Below are 13,172 nucleotides of genomic sequence, written 5' to 3' on the forward strand. Positions count from 1 at the left end.
CCGCGAAGGCGGCCGGCGAGTCGAAGCGCCGCGGCAAGAAGGACTTCAAGGCGGCGAAGTCCTCCAGCGCGGCAGCCAGGCGGGCGACCTGGGACGCCGGCGCCTGGAACAGCGCGGCGGCCTGGGACAGCTTCGCCTTGAACGCGCCCGCCGCCTTGGCGAGCAGGACCTCACGGCTGTCGAGATCGGCGATCCGGTTGATCTCGTCCACGGACAGCGCTTTGCCGTCCATGTAGCCGCCCTTGATCACAAGCGCGTTGTTGTCCTTCGCGAAGTCGCGAAGCGCCTTGGCGGCGTCGACAGCTTCACCCTCGACGAAGGCGATGGCGGTCGCGCCGACGAACAGGTCCTCGAGACCCTGGATGCCGGCGTCCTCGGCCGCCCGCTTGACCAGGGTGTTCTTCGCGACCCGGTACTTGGCACTGGTGCCGAGAGCGCGGCGCAGCTGGGACAGCTGTGACACGGAGAGGCCGGTGTACTGGGTAACGACGGTGGCCGAGCTGGTGCGGAAGCTCTCCGCGATCTCGGCGACGGCCGCCACCTTGTCGGGCTTCGCCATGGGTCGCCTCCTCTCTTGGCTAGTGTTTCCACTGGCTTTCGAGGAGCCCTCAAACGACGAAACGCCCTCGCGCAGACAGGCGCGGGGCGTCATCGGGCACCTGGGTGCCCGGCCTCGTTCCTCCTGCGCGGGCCGCCCGGCGAGTGCGGGACCTTCGTTCCCCGTGTTGGCGGGGAAAACCAGCGGTCTTCGGTAGAACCGTCATCGAGAATACCTTGTCAAGCCGACAGGCCTTCTCCGACCCCCACCTTCGCGGCGGCGTGAGGCATCATGGTCACGTGGCGGAGCAGCGCGATGACGGAAAGCCGGGCTCGGAAATCGAACCGGCGGGCCCGAACGCGCCCGCCGCGGTGCCACCGGCCCTCCCGCCGCCCAGCAACGCTCCCGTCCCGGTCCAGGGCGCCCCGGCGCTCCCCCAGCCGTCCGGCACGTCCGCGCAGCCGCCGACCGACCCGGCCGAGCTGGAGCAGTTCCGCCAGTTCCAGCAGTTCCAGGACTACCTGCGCTTCACCCAGTCCCAGCAGGGCAACCAGCCGGCCCCCACCCCGGACGCGGGCGTCGTCCAGGCACCCCCGTCCCAGCCGGCGCCGCAGCAGGGCGGCCAGCCCCCGATGATCCCCGAGGGCTACCAGCTGGTGCCGGTCGAGCGTCGCCGAGTGCCCAAGTGGGCGACGTGGCTGGGCAAGAAGGTCCTCGCCTGGGTACTGGCCCTGATCATCCTCGGCGTAGCGGGCACGTGGCTGTACAACCACTTCTTCCCCAACGACTCCGGCAAGACCTCCGCCCAGCTCGCCCAGGAGGGCGGCGGGACCTACCACGCCAACCACATCCTCTCGACCAGTCCGTACGAGGCGGTCCGGCAGGTTTACGACGCCGTCGCGCAGAACCTCGTCCCGCAGGCGTGCGGGCGGATGCGCGAAGACGTGCAGCAGAAGTTCGCGCAGGACCTCGGGTACGCGGACTGCCAGGTCGCGGTCCGCGAGCTGAACCGGCAGGTCCAGAACAAGAACGACTACGCCGAATCGATGCCGTCGTACGTCTCGGAGCCGATCCCGGGCGACAGCTTCACGATCAGCTCGTGCCAGTTCGGCATCCGCGGGGGTCCCGCGCTCGGCGCCTTCACCGTGCAGAAGGTCGAGAAGGGCCAGTGGCTCATCACAGGCCACACCAACGAACCCACGCCCTGCCCGCCACCGACGCCGACGAGCCGCTAGCGCGGGTGCGGCGCCGACAAGAACGACACCAGGGCCTCCGCGAACGCCGGTGACATCACCGCCGTCATGTGGTCGCCCGGGATACGCACCAGCCGGGCCCCCGCGATCGCCGCCGCCAGTCGCTCCGGCTCCGCCGCCAGCTGGTCCTGTTCGCCCGCCAGCACCAACGTCGGCACCCCGATCCCCGACAGATCCAGGCGCCCCTCCCGCGATGCCAAAGCCACCGCCGCCAGCGCCCGGCGATCGCCGCCCACCGCGTCGGCCAGCAGGCGGAACGGGACGCCCGACCGCGGGACCAAGGCGGGGTCCTCGGCCAGCAACGCCGAAGCGATCTCGACCGGCTTCACCACCCGCAGGTCGACCCCGCCGAAGTCGACGATGCCCGAGCCCACGCCGCCCGTGGCCAAGCAGCGGATCCGCTTGTCCGCCGCCGTCACCGTCAACGCGATGATCGCGCCCATCGAGTAGCCCACCATCGAGACTTCGTCGAGGCCGAGCTCATCGAGCAACGCCGAGACGTCCCGGGCCATCGCGTCGTCGGCGTAACAGGACTCGTCGTGCGGCTTTTCGGATCGGCCGTGGCCGCGGGCGTCCAGGGAAATCACCGTGAAACCCGCCGAGCGCAGAGCCGCGACGACGCCCGTGGAGATCCAGTTCGCGTTCGTGTCCGCGGCGAATCCGTGCTGCAGCAGCACCGGGCGGTGGGCGCCGTCGCCCTCCCACACCGTGTAGTTCAACCGGAGCCCGTCGAACGACGCGAAAGTCGGCATGCCGTCCATCAGACACGAAGAAAGGGCGCCCCCGCAGCAAGCGAGGACGCCCTTTCTGGTGATCTCAGCCTCAGACGGCCGCTTCCTCGGAGAGGAGGTTGCGGGTCCGCAGCGGGTCGACCGGGATGCCCGGGCCCATCGTGGTGGTGAAGGTGACCTTCTTCAGGTAGCGGCCCTTCGCCGACGACGGCTTGGCGCGGAGGATTTCGTCCAGCGCCGCCGCGTAGTTCTCGACCAGCTTCTCGGTGTCGAAGGAAGCCTTGCCGATCACCAGGTGCAGGTTGGCCTGCTTGTCGACGCGGAAGTTGATCTTACCGCCCTTGATGTCCTTCACGGCCTTCTCGACCGCGGGGGTCACCGTGCCGGTCTTCGGGTTCGGCATCAGGCCACGCGGGCCGAGGATGCGGGCGATGCGGCCCACCTTGGCCATCTGGTCCGGCGTCGCGATCGCGGCGTCGAAGTCGAGCCAGCCACCCTGGATGCGCTCGATCAGTTCGTCGGTGCCGACCGCGTCCGCGCCGGCGGCTTCGGCCTCGGCGGCCTTGTCGCCGACGGCGAAGACGATGACGCGGGCGGTCTTACCGGTGCCGTGCGGCAGGTTCACGGTGCCGCGGACCATCTGGTCGGCCTTGCGGGGGTCCACACCGAGACGCATCGCGACCTCGACGGTCGCGTCCATCTTGGTCTTGGAGGTCTCCTTCGCCAGCTTCGCGGCCTCGAGCGGCGCGTACAGGCGCGCCTTGTCGATGAGCTCCGCAGCCTGGCGGTAAGCCTTGCTGTGCTTGGTCATGCTTCTGTCCCTAACTTCGAGAATGGATCAGTGTGGTGACGAGCCAGCACTTGGCTCTCCCACGGGTAAAGCGGCAAACGTCAGGCGTCGACGACCGTGATGCCCATCGAACGAGCAGTGCCGGCGATGATCTTCGCGGCCTGGTCGATGTCGTGCGCGTTGAGGTCGGTCTCCTTGGTCTTGGCGATCTCGCGGACCTGGTCCCAGGTGACCTTGGCGACCTTGGTCTTGTGCGGCTCGCCGGAGCCCTTCTCCACGCCCGCGGCCTTCAGCAGCAGCTTCGCGGCCGGCGGCGTCTTCAGCTTGAAGTCGAACGACCGGTCCTCGTACACGGAGATCTCGACCGGGACGACGTCCCCGCGCTGCGACTCGGTCGCGGCGTTGTAGGCCTTGCAGAACTCCATGATGTTGACGCCGTGCTGACCCAGCGCGGGGCCGACCGGCGGCGCGGGGTTGGCCGCACCCGCCTTGATCTGCAGCTTGATGATCGCCGCAAGCTTCTTCTTCTTGGGTGGCATTTCTTTTCCTGTCCTGTACTACGTTCCCCGCGTACCTGCCGTGGACGCGGGGACTGCGGCCGAAAAGGCCGGCCGTCAGATCTTGGAGACCTGGTTGAACGACAGCTCGACCGGGGTCTCCCGGCCGAAGATCGACACCAGGACCTTCAGCTTCTGCCCGTCGACGTTGACCTCGGAGATCGTCGCCGGCAGCGTCGCGAACGGGCCGTCCATGACGGTGACCGATTCGCCGACCTCGAAGTCGACCTCGACGGCCGGGCCGCCGAGCGGCGCCGCCGCGGCGGTCTCGCCCTTGCTGGCCTTGGCCGGGGCTTCCTTCTCGACCTGCGGGGCGAGGAACTTCAGCACCTCGTCCACGGTCAGCGGCGACGGCCGCGAAGTGGCGCCGACGAACCCGGTGACACCCGGCGTGTTGCGCACCGCGCTCCACGAGGCGTCGTTCAGGTCCATCCGGACCAGGATGTAGCCGGGCAGCACCTTGCGCTGCACCTGCTTGCGCTGGCCGTTCTTGATCTCGGTGACCTCTTCGGTCGGGACCTCGATCTGGAAGATGTAGTCCTCGACGTCCAGGGTCTGGGTGCGGGTCTCGAGGTTGGTCTTGACCTTGTTCTCGTACCCGGCGTAGGAGTGCACGACGTACCACTCGCCGGGCGCGGCGAGCAGCTCGGAACGCAGCTTGGCGACCGGGTCCTCGTCGTCCGCGGCGGGCTCGGCGCCGGTCTCGTCGATCACGTCGTCGGCGGGAGCGGCGTCAGAAGCGTCGTCGTCGTCGACCTCGGAGTCCGACACGTCGACGGGCTCGAGGTGCGCGGACTCCTCGTCACCGAGTGCCGCGTGCACCTGCTCGTCGGAAAGCTCGGTCAGGTCGTGACCGGCTGCTGTGCCGTTGTCGGAGGTCACGTTCCGTCCTCTCAGTTGATCATTGCGGGCCTAGGCCGGGACCTGGGCCCCATCGGCGCGCGCCGGGGGCGCGTCAGCCGAAGATCTTGCCGATGCCCCACTTGAATGCCAGGTCGAGCACGCTCACGAGGCCCACCATGAACACCACGAACGCCAGCACGACGATGGTGTAGGTGACCATCTGCTTGCGGTTGGGCCAGATGACCTTGCGCAGTTCCGCCCAGACCTCGCGGATGAAGCGCATCAGCCGCGCGAAGACGGAAGCCTTCTTCGGCTTCTGGTCGCGCTTCGGAGTCGGAGCGCCCTTCGCGTCGGGGGCGGTCTTCTCCCCCGACTTCCCGGCCGGGCGGGTCTTGTCGTCCGCACGTGCCGCGGACTTCCCCGCCGGACGAGCGGTCGCACGGCGCTCACGCCGGGCAGCGGCTGTGACGGGACGGGACGGGCTCTCGGGCTTCTGCCCGGTGCCGTCCTGCTCCTGCTCGCCGCCGCTGGCGTCGCTGTCGCTCACGACCACTCCTCCGCTCCACCAGTTCCGTTACGCAGGGGTGACAGGACTTGAACCTGCAACCTGCGGTTTTGGAGACCGCTGCTCTGCCAATTGAGCTACACCCCTGTGGAGCCCCGATCGCTCGGAGCCCCGGTGGACGCATTCCATCGTCCCCACCATCCAGGCGGGGATGACCGTAGTGCGTTCCAAGTCCCGAAGTCTACGGCAAGCCTCGCGGGAGCCCGCAACCGCGCCCCCCGATCGACCGCCGCACCCCGGCCGGCCTGCGGAAAACTCCCCGCAGACCTCCTGATCATGCCAGGATGTCCGCCATGACGACCACCCCCCGTCCGGCGGGGGCTCCGATGCGGCTCGGCCTCGCGCTCCCCCAGTACGGCGCCCTCGCCGACCCCGCCGCCGTGCCGCGCTTCGCGACGGCCGCAGAGGACCTCGGCTTCACCTCGCTCTGGGTCGGCGACCGGATCCTCACGCCGCTGGCGCCTTCGGACCTCTACCCGGGCGGCGGGACGCCGGAACACCCGTACCCCAAGGAGTTCGAGACCTTCGCCGACCCGTTCACGACGCTGGCGGCCGCGGCGGCGGTGACCCGCACGGCCCGCCTCGGGATGAGCGCATTGACCGGCCCGGTCTATTCCCCGGTCCTGCTGGCCCGGGCGCTGACCTCGCTCGACCTGGCCAGCCAGGGCCGTCTCGACGTCGGCTTCGGGCTCGGCTGGCTGCGCGAGGAGTACTTCGCCACCGGCGTGCCGTGGGAAGGCCGGGGCAAGCGGCTCGAAGCCGTCCTCGACGCCCTCGACGCGCTGTGGACCGGCGAACCGGCCGAGCACGCGGGCCCGCAGTGGCGGATCGCGCCGTCGACGGTGGGCCTGCGCCCGGCGCAGGAGCCGCGCCCGCCGGTCCTGCTCGGCGGGTTCTCGCCGCCGGCGCTGGCCCGGATCGGCCGCCGCGCGGACGGCTGGCTCGCCGGCTGGATGCCGGAGCAGTACTTGACCGGACTCTGGTCGGTGGCCCGGGAAGCGGCCGAGAAGGCCGGGCGCGACCCGGACAGCCTGCGCCGCGTGCTGCGGATCAACCCGCGCCAGGGCACCGCCGTGGAGACGGCCGCGGACGTCCGCCCGTGCCTCGACGTGGCCCGCGAGCTGGGCATTTCCGAGGTGCTCGTCGACCTGCACTACGTGGCCAAGGACGTCGACCACGCCCTGGAACTGGCCGGCGAACTGATCGCCGGCTGATCCAGCCCCGTGTGACGCACGTCTCGCGCAGGGTGTCATTGTTCTATTATAGTTAGAACTATGCTCGTTCAAATCGATCCGAGCTCCACGGACCCGCTCTTCGAGCAGGTGGCCGCGTCGCTGCGCCGGTCACTGGCCGACGGTCACCCGCCGCCCGGGCAGCAGCTGCCGCCCGCCCGGGAACTGGCCGCGGCGCTGGAGATCAACGTCCACACCGTGCTGCGGGCGTACGCGCTGCTTCGCGACGAAGGCCTCATCGACCTGCGGCGACGCCGGGGGGCCGTCGTCATCGGCGGCGCGTCCTCCCGGGCGCGGCTGGCCGAGCTGGCCGAGGACCTGGTCCGCGAGGCGAAGCGCGCGGGCGTCGGCCTCGACGAGCTCACCGGGGTGTTGAAGGAGAAGTACTCATGACCAAGCTGATCCGGGTCCTGGTCGCCACGGCCGTGCTGCCGGGCGCCGCGCTCGCCGTCGCGGGTGCGCTGGAGAATGCGTGGGCGGGCCGCCTGCCCGACCCGGTCGCGACGCACTGGAGCAGCGCACCGAACGGGCACACGCCGCTCGGCACGTTCACCGGCGTGACGCTGGGGCTCGGCACCGTCGCCGTCCTGCTCCTGGCCACTTCGGCGGTCACCGCGCTGCGCCGCGGGCGTCCGCTGCCACGCCCGACCGTCGGGGTGGGCGCCGGCTTCGCCGCGCTGCCGGCCGCCGTCCTGCTCTCGGTGCTCGTGGCGAACCTCGACGTCCCGGACTGGCAGGCGGCCCGTGGCGGCGCCGGCATCGTGCTCTTCATGCTGGGCGCGGCGGCCATCGGCGTCGTGGCGGCGCTGGTCGGCGGGCTGCCGTCGGCGCCGGTCCACGAGGAGACCGCGAACCTGCCGAGCGTCGGCCTGCGGCCCGGGCAGCGCGCGTTCTGGTCGGGCCGGGCGGCGAACCCGGGGATGCTCTGGGCGCTGGCGCTGATCCCGGTGGCGATCGCCCTCGTGCCCACCGGGCTGCCGTGGGCGACGGCCGCCTGGATCGCCCTGGTCGGCCTGGTGGTGACGGCGCTGACGTACCGGCTCTCGGCGTCCGTGGACGCGAAGGGCGTGACGATCCGCTTCGGCCTCCTCGGCGTCCCGTGGCGGCACCTGCCGCTGGCGAGCATCCGCGAAGCGACCGCGCGCGAGCTGTCGACGTTCGGCGACGGCGGGCTGGGCCTGCGCTTCAACCCGGTCACCGGCACGACGGCGTACAAGGTCCGCGGCGGTCCGGCGCTGGCGCTCGCCCTGGAGAACGGCCGGACGGTGCTGGTGAGCGTGGACGACCCGGAAACCGGGGCCGGGCTGGTCAACGACCTGCTCGCGCAGCGGATCACCCGGATTGACTAGGCCGCCGCCGCGGCGGCTTCGGTAGAAACGAAGAAGTGGCGAAGAAGAGCGGCGGCGGGGGCTGCCTGGTGGTCGTGCTCGTGGTCGGGCTGCTGGCCTTCGGGTACTACAAGTGGCAGCACGGTTCGTCGTCGGCGCCACCGGAAGGCGTGGACACCGGCGGCGGCTCCGGCCGTTACGTCGCCCTCGGGGATTCGTACACGTCCGCGCCGCGGACCGGGCGCCAGGCGGGCACCCCGGCGGGCTGCGACCGTTCGGACGACAACTACCCGCACCTGGTCTCGGCGAAGCTGAAGCCGGCCCAGTTCGTCGACACCAGCTGCAGCGGCGCGACGACGGCGAACCTGAGTGCGGCGCAGAAGACCGGCAACGGCACGAACCCGCCGCAGCTGGACGCGGTGACGGCGGAGACGACCCTGGTGACGGTCGGCATCGGCGGCAACGACGTCGGGTTCTTCTCGTACGCGTCGGGCTGCGCGACGACGGACCAGAACGCGTCCCCGTGCCGCGACCGCCTGACCGCCGGCGGCCGTGACGAGCTGGCCGAGCGCATCGACGCCACCACCCCGAAGGTCGCCGCGGTGCTCGACCGCATCCACCAGAAGGCCCCGAAGGCCAAGGTCGTGGTGGTCGGCTACCCGACGGTGCTGCCGGACGGCGACGGCTGCTGGCCGTCCCTGCCGTTCGGCGCGGGCGACATCGAGTACTTCCGCGGCGCGCTCGGCAAGCTGAACAAGATGCTCGAGGACCAGGCGGACGCCCACCGCGCGGGCTACGCGGACACGGCGACCCCGGGCAAGGGCCACGACGTGTGCGCGGCGTCGGACAAGCGCTGGATCGAGGGGCTGCTGCCCGCCTCGCCGGCCGCCCCGCTGCACCCCAACGCGCGGGGTGAGCAGGGCATGGCCGACGCGGTCCTGGCGGTCCTGAAGCTGCCTTAGCGGCGGACCAGGGCCTGCGGCTTCCCGAGCACGGTCTTCCCGTCGAACTTCACCACGAGGTCGATCCGCGCGATCCCGTCGTCCTTGACGTCCGCGACCTTCCCGGTCACCTCGACCACCGCCCCCTCGGGGGTGTTCGGCACCACGACCGGCCGCGTGAAGCGGGCGCTGAAGTCGATCAGCCGGGCCGGGTCGCCGAGCCAGTCCGTGACCACGCGGCCCGCGACCGCCATCGTCAGCATCCCGTGCGCGATCACGTCCGGCAGGCCGACGTCCTTCGCGAACGCCTCGTTCCAGTGGATCGGGTTGAAGTCCAGCGCCGCCCCGGCGTAGCGCACCAGCTGCTCGCGGGTGATCCGGACCTCGAGGGCGGGCAGCTCGTCGCCGGTGACATGCGGGGCTTCGCCCCGGCCGGGGGCTCCGCCACCCGGACCCCCGTAAGAAGGTGTGTTCACGCGTTCTCCCCTCGGACCACCAGCTGCGCGCGGGTGGTGCAGACCTTCTGGCCGGCGGCGTCGTGGATCTCGGCACGCAGGTTGATGAAGTCGTTGCCGGCGCGGGCCATGATGGCGTCGATGTGGGTGGTCACCTCGAGCACGTCGCCGGCGAACACCGGGCGCGTGTAGGTGAAGCCCTGGTCGCCGTGCACCATCCGCGAGTAGTCGAGGCCGAGCTCGGGGTCGGTGACGATCGCGTTGATCGAGGCGAGGTTGATGATCGTGAGGAACGTCGGCGGGGCGATCACGTCGGGGTGACCGGCCTCGCGGGCCGCCTCCGGGTCGCGGTAGACCGGGTTCGCGTCGCCGATCGCGTCGGCGAACTCCCGGATCTTCTCCCGGCTCACTTCGTAACTGGTCTGCGGCGGATAGCTCCGCCCGGTGAACGACTGGTCCAAGGGCACCCGGAGAGGCTACCAACAGCAAAGAGCCGCCCCGGGGATCCAGGGCGGCTCTTCGAAGCTGGTGAACGCGTACGCGTCAGCGGGTTTCCTTGTGCGTCCGGTGCGTACCGCAGTTCGGGCAGAACTTCTTCATCTCCAGGCGATCCGGGTTGTTGCGCCGGTTCTTCTTGGTGATGTAGTTGCGGTGCTTGCACTCTTCGCACGCCAGCGTGATCTTGGGTCGCACGTCGGTGGCAGCCACAGCGTTTCCTTCTCTCTCAGGTCCGGGGGCCAGCCCCGTCGTTACCGCGTAGCGGTGGCCGGACTTGAACCGGCGACACAGCGATTATGAGCCGCTTGCTCTGCCAACTGAGCTACACCGCCCTTACATGACCCAAGCCGCGACACGCAGGCGTGACGCGGCTGAGGTCGAGAGCCCCTTTACGGAATCGAACCGTAGACCTTCTCCTTACCATGGAGACGCTCTGCCGACTGAGCTAAAGGGGCCTGGCCTCTCGCGAGGACTTGGAAAGATTAGCAAGGGGCTTCACCCGCCCGTGCAACCGGGGTCCCCAAACCGCAAAACCTCAGGTCAGCAGGGTCAGCACGGTCTCCGAGTGCCGCCCCGGCGAGCGCGCGGTGCGGGCCTGCAGCCACGCCTCCAGCCGGTCCTCCGGCAGCGGCCGTGAGATCAGGTAGCCCTGGGCGACGTCACAGCCCATCGCCTCGAGCTGGTCGCGCGCCACGTCCTCCTCGACGCCCTCGGCCACCACCGTCAGCCCGAGCGAGTGCCCCAGCTCGACGATCGACCGGACCACCGCGAGGTCGCCCAGGTCGGTCCCCATCCCGAGGACGAAGCTCTTGTCGATCTTCACCTGGTCGACCGGCAGCTGCCGCAGGTACGCCAGCGACGAGTACCCGGTCCCGAAGTCGTCCACGGCGAGCGTGATGCCCAGCGAGTGCAGCTCGCGCAGGATCGGCAGCGCCTTCTGCGGGTCGGACATCACGCCGGACTCGGTGAGCTCGAACGTCAGCAGCTCGGGCGGGATGCCGTGGTGCTCCAGCTCGCGGGCGACCTTGTTCGGGAAGTCCTCGTCGGCCAGGTTGCGCACCGACAGGTTGACCGCCACCGAGATCCGCAGGCCCTCGTCGAGCCACTTGCGGCAGCGCTTGAGCGCCTCGCCGAGCACGAAACCGGTCAGGACGCCGATCAGGCCGGCCGCCTCGATGGCCGGGACGAACTCGTCCGGGCCGAGCCTGCCGAACTCCGGGTGCACCCAGCGGACCAGCGCCTCGACACCCTGCACCTGCCGGTTCGGCAGGGTGATCTTCGGCTGGTAGTGGACGCTGACCTGGCCGTCTTCGAGGGACTGCCGGAACTGCGTCACCATCTGGAAGCGGCGCAGGAAGATCTGGCCCATGCTCGGCACGTAGCCGCGGACCTCTTCGCCGCCCTTCGTCGCGCGCACCGCCACGTCCGCCCGCTGCAGCAGGCCTTCGATGTCGACGACGTCGCCCGGTTCCTCCGCGGACGTCGTCGCGTAGCCGATCATCGCGTTCGCCTCGACCGAGAGCCGGTCGACCGGATACGGCGCCGACAGCTCTTCGCGCAGCCGTTCCGCCGCGTGGTGGGCGTCTTCCGGCGGGCAGCCGACGAGCAGCGCCGCGAAGGACGCGCCTTCGAGCCGGGCGAGCGGGACGTCGGGGCCGAGCGCGTCGCGGATGCGGCGGCCCGCGGCGACGACCATCCGGTCCGCCCAGGCGTAGCCGAGCGCGTCGCTGACCGTCGAGAAGACGTCGAGGTCGATCCGCAGCACCACGGCGTTGGCGAAGTCCCGCAACGGTTCCTTGGCCACCTGCCGGAAGCCCGGCCGGTTGAGGTGCCCGGTGAGCGGGTCGTGGTAGGCGTCGTGGCGCAGCGTCGCCAGCAGGCGCCGATTGTCCAGCGACGTCGCGAGGTGGCTGGCCATGGTGCCGAGCAGCTGGACGTCGTACTTGCCGAAGCCGCGCCAGCGGGACAGCCGGTCGTGCGCCTCGACGACGCCGAGCAGCCGGTTCGCGCTGCGCAGCGGGACGACCAGTGCCTCCTGCGCGCCGCGGTCGAGCAGCGCCGCGCGGACGTCGGGGTTGGCCTCGGTGATCCGGAAGTGCCGGACGTGCGCGCCGGGCAGGCGCAGCAGCGGGTCGTCGGCGGCGGGGTCGGCGACCGGCAGGTCGTCGCCCGCGACCACGACCCGCATCGTGTCCTTCGGTTCCAGCCGGAGCCGCAGCACGACGCGGCCGGCGGCGAGCTGGTCCTTGATGCGCTCGGCGATGGTCGCCCACTCGCGGACGTCGACGCCGCCGACGAGCTCGTCGGCGCGGCTGGCCGGGCGCGCGGCGGCCTGCTGGCCCGAGCGGGCCACCATCAGGCTGACGTCGGAGAGCGCCTCCATGTCCCGCTGCTCGCGCAGCAGGTCGGAGTACGCCCAGTACAGCGCGGTGAGGCCGAGGAAGACGGCGAGCACCAGCGGCCACGCCTCGGGCGTGCTGGAGATCACGAGGTAGCCGGAGAGGCCGACGGACGCGTTGACGAAGCCGACGACCAGGATCCGCCCGGTGAGCCGGACGGCGGTGCTGACCCGCATGCGGCGCCGCAGCACGCGGACCGCGGCCAGGGCGAGCAGCGTGCTCACCAGCGGCGCGGTCAGCGTGCCCGCCAGCGCGGCGACCCACGGGATCTTGTCGCCGGCGCCGACGGCGTGCTTGACCAGCCCGGCAACCGCGAAGGCGCCGGTGATCTCGAGCAGGAAGGCGCCCGCGTTGTAGAGGACGCGGCCGGCGACCTTGCGCGCGAGCAGCGTGCCGATGCCGGCGACGAGGTGCGCGGCCAGCACGACTTCGAAGGGCGCGATGAAGAACCCGATGACGAGCGGGATCTCGGTGAACGAGATCGTCCAGGAGATGCCGCTGCGGACGTCGACGTTGATGCCGAGCTGTTCGGCGAGCAGGAAGGCGACCGCGAGCACCGGCGCAATCCACAGCAGCCGGTCGTTCCACTCGAACGGCAGCCACGAGCCGACCGCGAACGCGGCGACGAGCCCGAGGCTCAGGACGGCGAAGGTGTAGACGCGGAACCGGCGTTCGTCGGTGCGGGCTTCGGCGGAGACGGGTGGTGTCCCGGAAGCGGCTCCCGGCCCGGGCTGCGCCTGCGCGACGGCGTCGCCGTGGGCGTTGGTGTCCGGCATCCGACCTTCCCTCCCGGCTTGTCCACCGGTGCTGATCCGTGACTTCGGGTGTGGACAAGGGCCATACCGTACCCCGTAGGGCGTACCCGTGTCCCTTTCGAGACAGTAAGAGATCACCCCAGGGTTAACAATGCCTCGAACGCGCTGACCTGCGTGGACCAGAGGGTGAAACGCCGTGACAACCGGGGCTTCGCCCCGGGCCGGGGGCTTCGCCACCCGGAACCCCCTGAAGCAGGGGTTGTCCGAACTCTGCCCAGTTCCCCTAC

General features: G+C 70.6%; 15 protein-coding genes and 3 tRNA genes. 5 read left to right on the top strand and 13 right to left on the bottom strand.

Annotated elements, in window-relative coordinates; translation table 11 throughout:
- Positions 1–559 (bottom strand): 50S ribosomal protein L10 (gene rplJ / locus ACWDN5_RS10265; RefSeq protein WP_449675917.1); only part of this gene is annotated, 559 nt, incomplete at its 3' end.
- A 278-nt stretch (positions 560–837) separates the two neighbouring features.
- On the opposite strand from rplJ, the gene ACWDN5_RS10270 reads away from it, so the two are divergent.
- On the top strand, positions 838–1,773 hold the full coding sequence (locus ACWDN5_RS10270) for a hypothetical protein (RefSeq protein ID WP_449675918.1): 936 nt from the start codon (positions 838–840) through the stop codon (positions 1,771–1,773).
- On the opposite strand, the gene ACWDN5_RS10275 is transcribed toward ACWDN5_RS10270, so the two are convergent.
- From ACWDN5_RS10275 to ACWDN5_RS10300, 6 genes are all read right to left on the bottom strand, one after another.
- Positions 1,770–2,543: an alpha/beta fold hydrolase gene (locus ACWDN5_RS10275; protein WP_449675920.1), complete on the bottom strand. Its 774-nt coding sequence runs from the start codon at positions 2,541–2,543 to the stop codon at positions 1,770–1,772. The genes ACWDN5_RS10270 and ACWDN5_RS10275 overlap by 4 nt on opposite strands.
- Before the next feature lie 70 nt (positions 2,544–2,613).
- Entirely contained in the window at positions 2,614–3,333 is a 720-nt protein-coding gene (rplA, locus tag ACWDN5_RS10280; RefSeq protein ID WP_086842353.1) for a 50S ribosomal protein L1, read from the bottom strand.
- 80 nt (positions 3,334–3,413) lie between these two features.
- Complete coding sequence (gene rplK, locus ACWDN5_RS10285) at positions 3,414–3,851, bottom strand: 50S ribosomal protein L11 (protein ID WP_043781763.1); 438 nt, start codon at positions 3,849–3,851, stop codon at positions 3,414–3,416.
- Between the two features lie 75 nt (positions 3,852–3,926).
- Positions 3,927–4,751, bottom strand: a complete 825-nt coding sequence (gene nusG / locus ACWDN5_RS10290; RefSeq protein ID WP_310967810.1) for a transcription termination/antitermination protein NusG — start codon at positions 4,749–4,751, stop codon at positions 3,927–3,929.
- A 73-nt stretch (positions 4,752–4,824) separates the two neighbouring features.
- Positions 4,825–5,265, bottom strand: coding sequence for a preprotein translocase subunit SecE (secE, locus tag ACWDN5_RS10295; RefSeq protein WP_310967812.1), 441 nt, complete (start codon positions 5,263–5,265; stop codon positions 4,825–4,827).
- A gap of 26 nt (positions 5,266–5,291) precedes the next feature.
- Positions 5,292–5,364: transfer RNA gene (locus ACWDN5_RS10300), tRNA-Trp, on the bottom strand.
- Between the two features lie 206 nt (positions 5,365–5,570).
- Here ACWDN5_RS10300 and ACWDN5_RS10305 point away from each other — a divergent pair.
- Genes ACWDN5_RS10305 through ACWDN5_RS10320 form a run of 4 tightly spaced genes read left to right on the top strand, consistent with a single transcriptional unit; the run spans position 5,571 to position 8,799 of the window.
- Positions 5,571–6,491: a TIGR03619 family F420-dependent LLM class oxidoreductase gene (locus ACWDN5_RS10305; protein WP_449675921.1), complete on the top strand. Its 921-nt coding sequence runs from the start codon at positions 5,571–5,573 to the stop codon at positions 6,489–6,491.
- A gap of 60 nt (positions 6,492–6,551) precedes the next feature.
- Entirely contained in the window at positions 6,552–6,902 is a 351-nt protein-coding gene (locus ACWDN5_RS10310) for a GntR family transcriptional regulator (RefSeq protein WP_449675922.1), read from the top strand.
- Positions 6,899–7,858 (top strand): hypothetical protein, encoded by a 960-nt coding sequence (locus tag ACWDN5_RS10315; RefSeq protein ID WP_449675924.1) that lies wholly within the window; start codon positions 6,899–6,901, stop codon positions 7,856–7,858. Before ACWDN5_RS10310 ends, ACWDN5_RS10315 begins: the two co-directional genes overlap by 4 nt.
- A gap of 35 nt (positions 7,859–7,893) precedes the next feature.
- Positions 7,894–8,799: an SGNH/GDSL hydrolase family protein gene (locus ACWDN5_RS10320; protein ID WP_449675925.1), complete on the top strand. Its 906-nt coding sequence runs from the start codon at positions 7,894–7,896 to the stop codon at positions 8,797–8,799.
- On the opposite strand, the gene ACWDN5_RS10325 is transcribed toward ACWDN5_RS10320, so the two are convergent.
- From ACWDN5_RS10325 to ACWDN5_RS10350, 6 genes are all read right to left on the bottom strand, one after another.
- Entirely contained in the window at positions 8,796–9,254 is a 459-nt protein-coding gene (locus ACWDN5_RS10325) for a MaoC family dehydratase (protein WP_449675926.1), read from the bottom strand. The two genes, ACWDN5_RS10320 and ACWDN5_RS10325, sit on opposite strands and share 4 nt — an antisense overlap.
- Positions 9,251–9,700 (bottom strand): MaoC family dehydratase N-terminal domain-containing protein, encoded by a 450-nt coding sequence (locus ACWDN5_RS10330; RefSeq protein WP_310967819.1) that lies wholly within the window; start codon positions 9,698–9,700, stop codon positions 9,251–9,253. The genes ACWDN5_RS10325 and ACWDN5_RS10330 overlap by 4 nt, the downstream gene beginning before the upstream one ends.
- Positions 9,701–9,776: 76 nt before the next feature.
- Complete coding sequence (rpmG, locus tag ACWDN5_RS10335) at positions 9,777–9,941, bottom strand: 50S ribosomal protein L33 (RefSeq protein WP_005152047.1); 165 nt, start codon at positions 9,939–9,941, stop codon at positions 9,777–9,779.
- A gap of 49 nt (positions 9,942–9,990) precedes the next feature.
- Positions 9,991–10,063, bottom strand: a tRNA-Met gene (locus ACWDN5_RS10340).
- Positions 10,064–10,113: 50 nt separating this feature from the next.
- Positions 10,114–10,186, bottom strand: a tRNA-Thr gene (locus ACWDN5_RS10345).
- Between the two features lie 80 nt (positions 10,187–10,266).
- Positions 10,267–12,906 carry a putative bifunctional diguanylate cyclase/phosphodiesterase gene (locus ACWDN5_RS10350; protein WP_310967820.1) on the bottom strand — a complete coding sequence of 880 codons (2,640 nt, stop codon included), beginning with the start codon at positions 12,904–12,906 and terminating at the stop codon, positions 10,267–10,269.
- Between the last annotated feature and the right edge of the window lie 266 nt (positions 12,907–13,172).

This window comes from Amycolatopsis sp. NPDC003731, assembly GCF_053586895.1.

Coding starts and splice junctions, on each gene's coding strand:
- ACWDN5_RS10305 (WP_449675921.1), top strand. CDS start 5,571: ATGACGACCACCCCCCGTCCGGCGGGGGCTCCGATGCGGCTCGGCCTC.
- ACWDN5_RS10310 (WP_449675922.1), top strand. CDS start 6,552: ATGCTCGTTCAAATCGATCCGAGCTCCACGGACCCGCTCTTCGAGCAG.
- ACWDN5_RS10350 (WP_310967820.1), bottom strand. CDS start 12,906: ATGCCGGACACCAACGCCCACGGCGACGCCGTCGCGCAGGCGCAGCCC.
- ACWDN5_RS10275 (WP_449675920.1), bottom strand. CDS start 2,543: ATGCCGACTTTCGCGTCGTTCGACGGGCTCCGGTTGAACTACACGGTG.
- rplA (WP_086842353.1), bottom strand. CDS start 3,333: ATGACCAAGCACAGCAAGGCTTACCGCCAGGCTGCGGAGCTCATCGAC.
- rplK (WP_043781763.1), bottom strand. CDS start 3,851: ATGCCACCCAAGAAGAAGAAGCTTGCGGCGATCATCAAGCTGCAGATC.
- ACWDN5_RS10315 (WP_449675924.1), top strand. CDS start 6,899: ATGACCAAGCTGATCCGGGTCCTGGTCGCCACGGCCGTGCTGCCGGGC.